At 39.0% G+C, this 13,152-nt stretch carries 12 protein-coding genes; all 12 read right to left on the reverse strand.

Going from position 1 to position 13,152, the window contains the following annotated elements; all coding sequences use genetic code 11:
- Nucleotides 1-4: 4 nt before the first annotated feature.
- Nucleotides 5-895, reverse strand: a complete 891-nt coding sequence (rsgA, locus tag CP352_RS02425; protein ID WP_089142892.1) for a ribosome small subunit-dependent GTPase A — start codon at nucleotides 893-895, stop codon at nucleotides 5-7.
- Nucleotides 896-2,926 (reverse strand): Stk1 family PASTA domain-containing Ser/Thr kinase, encoded by a 2,031-nt coding sequence (pknB, locus tag CP352_RS02430; protein ID WP_089142893.1) that lies wholly within the window; start codon nucleotides 2,924-2,926, stop codon nucleotides 896-898.
- Nucleotides 2,916-3,671 carry a Stp1/IreP family PP2C-type Ser/Thr phosphatase gene (locus tag CP352_RS02435; RefSeq protein WP_005719381.1) on the reverse strand — a complete coding sequence of 252 codons (756 nt, stop codon included), beginning with the start codon at nucleotides 3,669-3,671 and terminating at the stop codon, nucleotides 2,916-2,918. The genes pknB and CP352_RS02435 overlap by 11 nt, the downstream gene beginning before the upstream one ends.
- 4 nt (nucleotides 3,672-3,675) lie before the next feature.
- Nucleotides 3,676-5,037 carry a 16S rRNA (cytosine(967)-C(5))-methyltransferase RsmB gene (rsmB, locus tag CP352_RS02440; protein ID WP_005721985.1) on the reverse strand — a complete coding sequence of 454 codons (1,362 nt, stop codon included), beginning with the start codon at nucleotides 5,035-5,037 and terminating at the stop codon, nucleotides 3,676-3,678.
- The gene (gene fmt, locus CP352_RS02445; protein WP_060461964.1) at nucleotides 4,988-5,932 is read right to left on the reverse strand and encodes a methionyl-tRNA formyltransferase; all 945 of its coding nucleotides are present in this window, start codon (nucleotides 5,930-5,932) and stop codon (nucleotides 4,988-4,990) included. The genes rsmB and fmt overlap by 50 nt, the downstream gene beginning before the upstream one ends.
- A 12-nt stretch (nucleotides 5,933-5,944) precedes the next feature.
- Complete coding sequence (priA, locus tag CP352_RS02450) at nucleotides 5,945-8,344, reverse strand: primosomal protein N' (RefSeq protein WP_089142894.1); 2,400 nt, start codon at nucleotides 8,342-8,344, stop codon at nucleotides 5,945-5,947.
- Nucleotides 8,345-8,394: 50 nt separating this feature from the next.
- The gene (rpoZ, locus tag CP352_RS02455) at nucleotides 8,395-8,619 is read right to left on the reverse strand and encodes a DNA-directed RNA polymerase subunit omega (RefSeq protein WP_003547927.1); all 225 of its coding nucleotides are present in this window, start codon (nucleotides 8,617-8,619) and stop codon (nucleotides 8,395-8,397) included.
- A 5-nt stretch (nucleotides 8,620-8,624) separates the two neighbouring features.
- Nucleotides 8,625-9,239 carry a guanylate kinase gene (gene gmk, locus CP352_RS02460; RefSeq protein ID WP_005719389.1) on the reverse strand — a complete coding sequence of 205 codons (615 nt, stop codon included), beginning with the start codon at nucleotides 9,237-9,239 and terminating at the stop codon, nucleotides 8,625-8,627.
- A 107-nt stretch (nucleotides 9,240-9,346) separates the two neighbouring features.
- The gene (locus CP352_RS02465) at nucleotides 9,347-9,784 is read right to left on the reverse strand and encodes an ASCH domain-containing protein (protein WP_005719391.1); all 438 of its coding nucleotides are present in this window, start codon (nucleotides 9,782-9,784) and stop codon (nucleotides 9,347-9,349) included.
- Entirely contained in the window at nucleotides 9,777-11,459 is a 1,683-nt protein-coding gene (gene recN / locus CP352_RS02470; RefSeq protein WP_089146951.1) for a DNA repair protein RecN, read from the reverse strand. The genes CP352_RS02465 and recN overlap by 8 nt, the downstream gene beginning before the upstream one ends.
- 10 nt (nucleotides 11,460-11,469) lie before the next feature.
- On the reverse strand, nucleotides 11,470-12,282 hold the full coding sequence (locus CP352_RS02475) for a TlyA family RNA methyltransferase (protein ID WP_005723149.1): 813 nt from the start codon (nucleotides 12,280-12,282) through the stop codon (nucleotides 11,470-11,472).
- A complete protein-coding gene (locus CP352_RS02480) occupies nucleotides 12,283-13,152 on the reverse strand; it encodes a polyprenyl synthetase family protein (protein WP_089147468.1) in 870 nt (289 codons plus the stop codon).

The raw sequence follows: 13,152 nt of genomic DNA on the forward strand, positions 1-13,152 counted from the left end.
ACCTCTATTTTAAATATTCCGGTATGCGACCTTCACTAATCTCAGTCCGCATAGCCAAATAATCTTCATATCTACTTGCCAGAATTTCTCCGGCTTCAAGTAACTTCTTTACTTCACAGCCTGGCTCCTGCAAATGCTGACATCCGCGGAACTTACAGTGAATACTTTCCTTTTTAAACTCAACAAAGTAATTACATAACTCATTCAACTTGATTGGTGTCAAATCAATTGACGAAAAACCTGGCGTATCTGCTAAAAAGCCCGCGCCTAACTTAAAAAGTTCGACCTTTCTAGTAGTATGTTTCCCACGATTCAAGCTAGTTGAGATCGCACCAGTCGCTTGATTAGCATCTTTTTTTAAATGGTTAAGCAAAGTTGACTTACCAGCACCTGACTGTCCTGCTAAAGTCCAAATTTGATTTTTTTCGATCATTTTAGGAATCTGAATTTGCATTTCATGATAATCGGTGAAAACAGGATAACCTATTTTTTGATAATATGCTAAAGCTTGCTTGATTGTGTTTAACTTTGCTTCTGATAGCAAATCTGCTTTAGACAAGTAAATTGTTACACCAACTTTTTGCCAAGAAAAGAAAGTCAAAAAACGATCTAACAGCTCTACAGAAAAATCCGGTTCTACTGCAGAAATTACTAACAAAACATGACTTACATTAGCAACTGCTGGTCGCCCAATTCGATTAATCCGCGGCAAAATTTTCACCAGATAGCTCATTCCTTTATCATCTATCTGAATTTCCACATGATCGCCAACTGCCGGTTTTTGCTTTTTTTGACGAAAAACGCCGCGAGCACGCGTTCTCACGATACCCGCAGCGGTTTCTACATCATAATAACCAGCAATCAAACCAACGACGGTTCCTTGCGCTAGTTTCATTTATTTAGTCACCTTTTCATTCAAAACTGTATCGCCATTGCGAACAACCTTTAATTGTCCACTACCTTCTCTAATGTTAAATGGAATCGAGAAACTCATATCATGCTTAATATACAAGTCACGATAAATATTGTTCAAGGAATGATCATCATCCTTAATATAGATCTGGACATGATCACCCTTGCCATTAACGGATTCTGACTCAGAGTTATTGCTTCCTTTATCATTATCAGGCTTCTCACTCTTAGAAAGATCATCACCAACATAGTCAACGGTAAAGGTCTTAGTTACAGTAGTTTCCTTGTCTTCCTTTGGACCTTTCGAGACCTTGATGGTAACAGTTGAACCACGCTCAACCTTAGTACCCGGACCTGGCTCCATCGAAATTATTAAGCCCTTCTCAACATCATCAGAATATTCTTGATTGATTTGTAAAGTCAGGCCATGTTCTTTGGCATAGTCTTGAGCACTCTTCAAAGAATAATTACTTAAGTCTTTCAAGGTAACCATATTTGAATGTGATCTAGCCTGCTTGCCACGTGAAACTATCAACGTAATTGTAGTCTGGGTCGGCTTAACCTCTACACCTGCAGCAATGCTTTGAGAAATAACTTGATTTTCGTCAACTTTATTAGAATATTGGTCCTCTCTAACTACATCAAAGCCCATATTTTCTAATTTTTCTGCCGCTTCGGCATAGTTCTTCCCAACCATATCAGGAACTTTAACCATGCTAGAACCGCTGGAAACAATTAAATCAACGCTCTTTCCCCGCTCTAGACTATTGCCTGCAGTTGGTTTTGTCGCAATAACCCGGCCTTTTTTTATATCATCTGATTGTCGCCTAATAATTTTTCCAACCTGTAAGCCTGCTGCTTCAAGTTTACTCTCAGCTGCTTTTTCTGCAATATTAGTTACATCAGGAATATTAACATCCTGTCGTTTATTTCCAGTACCACTTAAAGCGAAAATCATCATAAAAATGATTAAACCCGCGGCAATAATTGAGATCAGCCACCACCATTTGTGACTTTTGACATTCTGTAAAAAAGTCTTTTTCTTTACTGGCTTGCTTGATTCTACTGATTCGGTTTTTGCTGGCTCCACCACTTCTTTTTCTTCCTTTTGTGGCTTAAATCCAGGCAATACAATTGTTTTATCATCGTTATTACCATGATATGGTACAAAAACCGGTTCATCTGCCCGTTCAGGATCCAAGCTACTATCCAAATCTGCTTTCATTTCCTGAGCTGTAGCATATCTATCTCGTGGATCTTTCGCGGTTGCCTTTAAAACAACATTTTCCAGCGCTTGTGGTACACTTGAATCTTTCTTGCGAATTGAAGGAATTGGTTCTTGCGCATGCTTCAGTGCAATTGCCACTGGTGTATCACCGTTAAACGGAACAGTTCCTGTGATCAATTCATATAAAATTATTCCCAAGGAATAGATGTCAGATTGTTTAGTAACCATTCCGCCACGCGTTTGCTCAGGAGACATATAATGAACTGAACCCATTACTGAATTAGTTTGTGTAATCGAGCTTTGATTCAAAGCAACGGCAATTCCGAAATCAGCTATTTTAATATTGCCGCGCTTATCCATCAACATATTCTGTGGTTTTAGATCACGATGAATAACATTGTGCTTATGAGCTAATGCAACTGCACTCAATATCTGATCCATAATTCGAATAATTTCATTTAAATCCAAAGGTGAATTTTTTTGAATATATTCTTTTAGATTAGGACCATCAACATACTCCATTACCATGTATGGCAAACCATGATCGGTACCTACATCAAGTACAGAAACAATATTAGGATGACTTAATTCACTTGTAGCTAATGCCTCTCTTTGAAAACGAGCTTGGGTTTGCGGTTCATTCTGCAAATCAAGGCGTAAAATTTTAACTGCCACCTTACGTTGCAGGATAATATCTTCCGCTAGATAGACATTGGCCATTCCGCCTTCACCTAAGGTATCGATGATGCGGTAACGTTCCCCAAGCAGATAACCTTTATCGATCACTGCTCTCGTCCTCCTTGTTCCAAATTAGGCAGACAGTAATATTATCACCACCACCTAATCGATTGGCCTCACTAATCAATTTATTACAACGTTCTCTTAAGCTAAGCTCCTTAGTTGCCAAAATTTGTTGGATTTGTGGATCGCTAAGTGAATTGGTTAGGCCATCAGTACAGAGCAAAATAATGTCGTTTCCCCCCATCTTGATCTCATCAAATTCAGGATCAATCGTACTTGAGACGCCTAATGCTTGCGTAATAATATTTTTCTGGGGATGGTGTTTAGCTTGTTCTTTAGTAATCTGACCCATCTTAACTAATTCGTTAACCAAAGAATGATCTTCAGTTAATTGGACAAATTTACCTTCAGAATAACTATAAGCCCGAGAATCACCTAAATGAGCAATTAAGGCATTTTTATCAAATGCAAACGCCAATACAATCGTTGTCCCCATTCCATTTAAGTCAGGAAACTTATCAGCAGTCTTTAAAATTGTTTCATTTTCAGAATTTAATTGCACATCAAGCCATTTATGAGCAAGATTAGCATCTGCAAAGTCAGTCATACTAAAATTATGTCCTAAATGGGTGACTGCCATTGTTGAAGCAACGTCACCACCTTGATGGCCGCCCATACCATCACAGACAATTGCTAAGACAATTCCCTTTTGATTTTTAAAAACTTTTACAAAATCTTGATTGCTTTTCCGTACTTTACCAATACTCGAAGCGTATGCTGTTTCAATCAAAAATCTAACCTCGTAACTTAAATTTAGCAATGAAAAATCCATCATTGCCATCTAGATCAGGCATTATTTTCAACATCCCTGTCTTTGATTCAAGTTTAGTTAACTTAAATGGAACTAGTTCAAAGTCAGGATGTGCTTGCAAAAACTTCTTAACTACCTCTTCATTTTCTTCCATTGAAATTGAGCAAGTTGAATAAACCAACTCGCCATTCTTTTTTAAGAGTGAACTTACTGCAGTTAAGATTGCCAATTGAATTTTTTGTAAATTTTGTAAGTCCTGTTGTCTCTTAGTATAGCGAATTTCAGGCTTACGACGCAATAATCCAAGCCCAGAACAAGGGGCATCGACTAAAATTTTGGTAAATTCACCTGCTGCAAAAATCTCTGTAGCCTTACGTGCATCACATGCCTTAGTCTTTACCTTATTTGCAACGTGCATTCTCTGGGCATTATCTCGTACTAAACGTAATTTTTTATCATGAATATCTAAGGCAGTCACATCACCATTAACAATGCTTTCGGCAATTTGCACGGTTTTCCCACCGGGAGCAGAACAAGCATCAAGCACATGCTCATCTTGTTCAAAGTCAAAAGCCTCTACAACTAAACTGGCAGCCTCATCTTGAATTGTTAACTTGCCTTCTTCAAACAAATCACTTTCGCTAATGCCACCGTGACTCAAAATCACATCATCGCTTGATAACTTAGACCATTGTGGTTGATAGTTATCCCGCTCTAACTGGGCAAAAACTTGCTCTTTATCTGCCAACTTTGAAATACGCACACTGTTTTTAGCTGGCTCATTAATACTGTTTAAAACTGATTTTGCTTTGTCTAGGCCCCAGTTATCAATTAAATATTGAACTAACCATTCAGGTACGCTTTCTTTGACACTTAAATATTTAACTGGATTATTTTCAGCTGGTAAAATCACCCCGCGCCTAGTAAACGAACGCAAAATCCCATTTACCAACCGAAAGCCAGCTGAATGTCGCTTGCCATATTGCTTAGCAAGTTTATTAGCCTCATCAAGTACAGCACGATCAGGCACTTTATCCAAAAAAATCAACTGGTAAAGTGACATTAACAATAATGGCTTAATATATTTTTCGGTCAGTTTTGTCCTAACTAAGCCTTTTAACTGATATTCTAAAAACAATCGATACTGAATCGTGCCATAAACAATATTAGTAGCTAAATTTTGGTCTGCAATTGACAAGTTAGAGTGCTTTAAGCTGTTATTCAAACTAATATTAGAATAGGAGCCTTGATCTAAGACCTTGATCAATGTCTCTAAGCTGACTGCACGTGCACTCTTATCGATCGACAATTTCTTCACCTGGGACAAACTTACTACCTTGACCATTTAAAAAGCTCTTGATGTCCATTCTCTTTTTGCCACTTGGTTGAACTTCAAGTAAGTTAAGTACTGAATTATCAGCAAAACTAATGGCAAAACGTCCTTTGTTAGCAACAACAGAGCCGGCATTTAAACTTGATGAATCAGATGCAATTTCTGCCTTCCAGATCTTGAAACGTTTGCCTTCAATCATCAAATAAGCACCAGGATCTGGATTCAAAGCACGAATCATATCGTTGGCCTCTTCTGCTGTCATATCAACATTAAGCTTTTCTTGTTCTTTAGTGATGTTAGGTGAAAAGACGACCTTTTCTGGATCCTGTGGAACCTTTTTAATTGAGCCATCAATAATTGCTGGTAAAGTCTTAAGCAATAAGTCCCGCCCAACAATTGATAATTTACTAAATAAAGTGCCAGCGTTATCATCAGGCTCAATCTTAATTGCTTCTTGAGCATAAATATCACCAGCATCCATCTTCTTAACCATTTCCATAATGGTAATTCCAGTTTCTTTATCACCGTTAATTAGTGAATATTGAATTGGTGCACCGCCACGGTATTTAGGCAAAAGTGAGCCGTGAACATTAACTGCCGCAATTTTAACCGAATTCAAAAACTTAGTTGGTAAAAATTGCCCATATGCTGCAGTTACAATCAAATCTGCATGCATATCAATTAATTTCTGCATTTCGTCTGATCCAGACAACTTAACTGGTTGAAAGATTGGCAAATCATGCTTTTCTGCTGCGATCTTGGCAGGTGACTTAGTAATTTTCTGCTTACGTCCTACCTTTTTATCAGGTTGAGTGACCACGGCTTTAATCTCATAGCCTTCATCAATTAACCCTTCAAGTACTGGAACTGAAAATTCCGGTGTTCCCATAAATATTATTGATGTCATTAAAGCATCCCCTTACATAATTCTCTCTGGTTCATTATCAATAAAAATACTTAAACCATATTTCTTAGCTTCCTGTGCGGAATCTTGAACATGGTGTAATAATTCATTTAAATTTGGTTCTTTTTTATATTTTACCAGTATTTGATAATAATATTGATTTTTTACACGAGAAATTGCACTTGGCGTTGGTCCCAAAATAATCGTTGGCTCATGCAAGTGCTCATTCAAATACCTCTTAATCCTAAAAGCCTCACGAGCTGCATTCTGTTCTTTTTTAGCAGCAATGGAAATCAGCACGGTATAAAAATATGGTGGATAGTTACCAGCATGCCGCATATTCATCTCATAGCCATAAAATCGTTCGTAGTCCTGAGTTTGAGCTAGTTGAATAGCATAATGCTCTGGATTATAAGTTTGAATTAAGACTTCTCCTTCCTTATCAGCACGACCTGCACGGCCAGCTACCTGAGTTAATAATTCAAAAGTCTTTTCAGAAGCATTATAGTCAGAAAGCCATAATCCTGTATCGGCATTGATTACTCCAACTAAAGTTACATTAGGGAAATCTAATCCTTTAGCAATCATTTGCGTACCTAACAAAATATCAGCTTCATGAGCACCAAAGGAATCTAGAATTTTCTTATAGCTACCCTTTCTTCTAGTTGTATCAACGTCCATCCGCAAGATTCGTGCACCAGGCAGAAGCTCTTCTAATTCTTCTTGTACCTTCTGTGTACCTGCACCTAAAAAACGAATTTGCGAGCTTTGGCAATTAGGACAACGTGTGGGCACTGGCTCAGTATGACCACAATAGTGACATTGCATACTGTTAGTATCCTTATGCAAATTTAAAGAAACATCACAGTTAGGACATTTTAATACAAAACCACATTCACGGCAAAGCATAAAATTAGCAAAACCACGTCGATTGAGCATTAAAATAACCTGCTCTTTTTTTGCCAAACGCTTTTTTATTGCATCTACTAGCTCAACAGATAAATCAAATTGACCACCAGCAAATTGCACGTGCTTTAGATCAATCAAATTAACTTTAGGCAATTTCTTTTGATTAGCCCTTTCAGTTAACCGTAAAAGATGATAGACATTTTTTTGGGCGCGTGCACGGCTACCCAACGATGGTGTTGCACTTCCTAAAACCAACGGACAATTATGAAATTTACTACGCCAAATAGCCACATCACGTGCATTATAACGTGGATCGGTTTCTTGCTTATATGAAGACTCATGTTCCTCATCGATCACGATTAAACCAATATTATCTAGTGGAGCAAAAACTGCACTCCGAGCGCCAACGACCACCTTAGTCTCGCCACGACGAATTCGGCGCCACTCATCATATTTTTCTCCCTCAGATAGGGCACTATGTAAAACGGCTACCTCTTGACCAAAACGTGCCTTAACCTGACGAACCATTTGCGGCGTCAAGGAAATTTCTGGCACCAGCATTAATGCATTTCGCCCCTGTTTAAGAGCCTTGCTAATAGCGTGTAAATACACTTCAGTCTTCCCGCTACCAGTAATCCCTTCCAACAAAAAAGTCTCAGCCTGGCGCTGTTCAATTGCTTGGGTGATCTGGTTCAAAGCACCTTGCTGCTCACCATTTAAGGTAACCGCTGTTTTATGTTCTCCGTCATCAAATCCGGATAACGGATCGCGATAAACCTCAACACTTTTTTTATTCAACCAACCTTTGGTAATCGCAGAATTCAAACTCGCCGCCGTCAATCCAAGCTGTTTTTCTAGCTGGCTTTGACTTTTGGGATAGTCCGCTGCATTATCAATGATATCCATCAATAACTTTTTTTGCTTTACCGCATTTTGACGTAAAGTATTGTAAATTTTGGGATATTCCTCTTTTTTTAATGCTAGTTCATATTGATTTTCTTTTTTCTTCTTGGCTCGATTTTCTACCACATACTCAATCTTTGCTTGATCATCTTGCAATAATTTGCGGAATTGCTTAATCTCCGCCAGATCCGTAATTTTATTTAAATCAATTGGATCACCCTGAAACAGCGGCATTTTGGCAGCTCTATCATTAGCTGGCACTAGCAATTTGCGATAATTTGCTCGCATTACCCAAGGTAGCATCGCTTGTAAAATTTTAATTCGGTAAGAAAAAATATTTTTTGCTAAATCAGCAGATAACTTTACCAACTCTGGCGTAAGCGGTGGCATCTCATCTACCACAACTAGCAAATCCTTAAGTTTACCTTTAAATTCACTTTGATCAGTGATCCCCACCACAAAACCTTGCACTTTACGAGGACCAAACGGAACAACTACTCTTGATCCAATCGCAATATCCTTTTCTAATTCTGTTGGAATATGATATTCAAAAATACGGTCTGTTTGCCGTGCAGCTACATCAACAATAACCTGAGCAATCATTTAATCACCTGTAAAAAAGACCTTCACCCCAAAGGATGAAGGTCAATAAATTAATCTTCGAGGTTAACCTCGGCATGAGCTGGGTCAACAGTAACTTTACCAGCAGCAATTTCTTCAAGTGCCTTACCAACAGCCTTATCACACTTAAAATGTTCCAAAGTTGGTGGATCACCAGCTTCAAGTTCATGTGCTCTCTTAGCGGCAAGAACAGATAATGAATAGCGTGAATCAACACGTGACAATAATTTATCAATTGATGGGTAAGTAATTCTCATAATAATTAATCCTCCTTGACCATCTTACGATAGTCATCAATTACACGTTTAACACTGACATGTTCTGCATCGACGATCGCTTTAATATGATCAACTGCATTAGCTACTGTATCATTAACTACTGCATAATCATAGTCTTCCATCTCCAAAATTTCATTGCGCGCTTGCTTAATTCGACCACGAATTACATCTTCTGACTCGGTGCCACGGTGTTCCAAACGCAAATGTAACGTATGTAGATCTGGGGGGGTTAAAAAGATAAACACGCCATCGGGCATCTTTTCACGTACTTTTTGTGCCCCATTAACATCAATCTCAAGTAAAACATCTTTGCCATCATGAAGCATCTTCTTCACTGGTGCAAGAGGTGTACCATAATAGTGACCGACATATTTATTATATTCTAACAACTCACCATTTTTAATAGCCTCTTGAAAGCGATCTTCACTAACAAAAAAATAATCTTGGCCATTAACCTCACCTGGTCGCGGTTGACGCGTAGTCATTGAAACTGAATATTCAAATGGAAAGACTTTGTTTTCAACAATCGCGCTTTTAACAGTTCCTTTACCAACGCCGGAAGGACCAGAAAGCACAAGTAATAAACCTTTATCTGCCATGCTGAACTCCTCTTAACTTGTAATATATCTAGTTTGCACTAAAATTGTTTCTTTTTCAAGTTTTCTCTTTGCATACAAAAAAACAGACAAAATCGTCTGCTCCTTTACTAAATTATTTTCTCGAATGTCTCACACACTACTTCAGTTTCATCTGTGAACTCTCGTCCCAGTTCTTGACATTCGCGCGCAAAAAATTTCTCGTGTACTTTACGCCAAGATTCATATGAGCGATCGCCCTCGCCTTCTAAATAGGCATGCTCAGCTGAGACATTTTTAAATGGCATAATCTCAACAGTCTTATTTTGAATCACACAAACTGGTTCATTTCGTCCATTTAAAACAATTGCGTACATCCCTACAACCGGTACATCTTCTTGCGCAGAATACAGGCTAGTCGTTGCCGTCTTAATTCCACTTTTGACCAAATCACTAAGAATATCTGCATCCCGGCTATTAGCTCCAAAAGCAAAAGCACCTTCTAATGCTGTAGGACTTACTTGATGTTCTACACAAAAATCACGCCAAAATTTACTAATACTAGTCATCTTTAATACTCTTAATCAAATCTGCAGCATTCTTCTTTGCTGCATCGGTTACATCTTGTCCAGCCATCATCTGTGCAATCGCTGTAATGGTTTCTTCCTTGCTAAGTGGGCCTATTTGAGTAAAGGTTGAACCATCTTTTACTTGCTTAGCTACCAAGTAGCGTTGATCACCCGCGGCAGCCACTTGCGGTGAGTGCGTAATTGCAATTACCTGCTTGTTGCGACCGATTGAGTGCATCTTTTTCCCGATAGCAGCCGATACTCGGCCAGAAACTCCCGTATCAATTTCGTCAAAAATCATGGTACCCACTGGTTCAACTCGGCTGAAGATTGCCTTCAAAGCTAAGATCAATCTTGATTGTTCACCACCAGAAACAATTTTAACTAATGGCATTAAATCTTCACCTGGATTAGGTGCAATTAAGAAAACAATCGCATCAGTTCCCTTATCGGTAAATGTCTTTGTTTCATCAAAATTAATAGAAAAGCGAGCTTTTTCCATGTAGAGATCAGCTAACTCTTGCTTAATCTGCTCTTCCAGCAAATGAGCCACTTTTTCGCGTATTAAATGCAGATTTCTAGCTTCTTGGGTCATTCTTTCTTCAATCTTGGCAACTTCTGCTTGCAATTTTTCCTCATCAAGGCCGCCTGTTTCAAATTGACTGAGTTCTTTTTGTACTTTTTGATAAAAAGCAAACACATCAGCCAAGGTCGGACCATATTTTTTCTTCAATGAATTTAGAGTATCTAACCGATTAGTTACATATTGGAAACGTTCCTCATCGAAGTCCATCGCATCCATCAAGTTAGACAATTCACTACGGGCATCATTTAAAGCATAAACTCCATCATCAACTGTCTTAGCAAAATCCTTAAATTTTGAACCAAATTCAGTTAAATCAGTTGCAGCATTCTGGGCATCCCCCAATAAAGTCGCAATTCCATGCTCATCGTCATCATACAATTGCATGAAGTAATTCGCCGTATCCGCAATTTTTTGATAATTATTTAGTTCGTTATATTCTTCCTCAAGTTTCTCATCTTCTTGTGGATCCTCAAGGTCGGCTGCTTCCAATTCATTATTCTGAAACTGCAGAATATCTTGCTTCTGAGCTAATTCTTGGGCATCTTGACGCAGGTGCCGCAATTGACTGGTTAGCTTTTGCCATTGAGCATAATCAGTTTGATAAGTGGCTAAATCTGCCTTAAAAGAAGCAGGGGCATAATTATCAACTAGGTCAATCTGCCGGTCCTGATCCATCAAAATTTGCTGATCATGCTGGCCGTGAATATCAACCAAATAGCTACCAATCTCGCGCAAAACATTAATCGTCGTCAATTGCCCGTTAATCCGGACTACATTTCTGCCCTTGACAGCTAATTCACGACTAATCACCAGCTGATCGTCATCGTGCGGCAAACCATATTGATCACACAATTCCGCGATCTTTTCTTTTTGATCATCCAATTCAAACAAGCCAGTAATAATCGCCTTGGACTCACCCGAACGAATCATTTCTTTTTGACCGCGACCACCCATCAGTAATGAAACAGCATCAATAATAATTGACTTACCAGCACCAGTTTCACCGATGATTACCGTCATTTTTTCTTGAAAACGAACCTTTAAGCTTTTAATAATTGCAAAGTTTTTGATATCTAGCTCAACTAGCATAGCTTCACTCCTATAGACCACTTACGGCGCGCTCAACCACTTCAGCTGGGCTCCCTTGCCATAAGTTGCGGCCACCATTTGCTTCGTCTTTTTGTAAATGAATCAAAAATTCAATATTGCCTTTGCCACCTTTAATGGGTGAATAATCAACGCCTAAAACATTGAAGCCGATCTCCAATGCCTTTTGCATGGTGTGCTCGATTACCGCCTTGTGCACTTCATGATCATGAACAATACCGTGTTTACCGACATTCTCAGGGCCAGCTTCAAATTGTGGTTTAATCAAACAAACGGCATCACATTGATTCTTCAAAATTGCATACATCGGTGCCATGATCAAATCTAACGAGATAAAGGACACATCGGTCATTGCAAAATCTGGCAGTCCTTGATCAAAATCTTCCGGCTTCGAATAGCGGAAATTCTGCTTTTCCATCACCACTACACGCGGGTCGTCCCGCAATTGCCAAGCTAACTGGTTGTAGCCAACATCCAAGGCATAGACCATCTGAGCACCGTTTTGTAAAGCAACATCAGTAAAACCGCCAGTTGATGCACCAATATCTAAACAAATTTTATTTGTTAAATCAATGTCAAAGACCTTAAGAGCTTTTTCCAGTTTAAAGCCGCCACGCGAAACATATTTCTTACCATCATCTTTCACGTAAAACTTTTCCCCTTCAGGAAACTTAGTCCCGCTCTTATCAATTCGTTGATGATTGTGATCAGAAACCAGCCCCGCCATAATCGCTCTTTGGGCAGCTGAACGAGAATGAAAAATTCCTTGTTCTGCTAATAAAATATCTGCTCTTTGTTTTGCCATTTATAACACCTTTTGATAAAGATCTAAGAAGCCAGCAAGTACTTCGCCTTTGAGCCCATGCAAATCATCTTGTGCCTGCTTGATCAAATCAGTTAATTCTTTGCGGCTTTGGTCAATTCCCAATAAAGTCAAAGTATTGTTTTTACCTTCAGCTTGATCTTTGTGGGTTGCCTTACCAGCTTCTGCACTAGTTTCAACGACATCAACCAAGTCGTCATAGATTTGGTATGAACGACCAAAAATTTTGGCAAAATCGACTAATTTTACCTGTTTAATATCACTAGCTCCTGCATAAACTGCAGCCATCTCAACGCTAGCCTGAATTAAGCAACCGGTCTTCAGCCATTCCATCTTATTGATAAACTTGGCATCACCCGCAACACTAGCATTGTTAGTTGAATCAATATCCAAATATTGACCGCCAACCATCCCATTAGGGCCAACTGCTTTGGTAATTAAATCTACCAATTTCGCCGACTTACTGCCTTCCGCAATCCATTGAATTCCCATCGGCAAGAGCGCATCCCCAGCTAAAATTGCCTCAGCCTCGCCCCATTTTTTGTGGCTAGTCAGCTTACCGCGCCGATAGTCATCGTTATCCATGGCAGGCAGGTCATCATGAATCAAGGAATAAGTGTGAATCAGTTCAATCCCGCAGGCAATCCTAATTTCAGGTTCTTCAATCTTTCTGCCTAAAGCATTTAACGTAGCTAAAAACAATAACGGACGCAAGCGCTTGCCGCCAGCCATCACTGAGTAGGCCATAATCTGACTGATCTTTTGATCTTCAACCTCACTAGCCAAATGCTTAGCCAGATAATCATCAATTACTGGGGTCCATTCATCTTTAAAATAAGTAAATGCTGTCAT

It is taken from the genome of Lactobacillus sp. UMNPBX1, from assembly GCF_002554085.1.
GTDB classification, from domain to species: Bacteria; Bacillota; Bacilli; order Lactobacillales; family Lactobacillaceae; genus Lactobacillus; species Lactobacillus crispatus.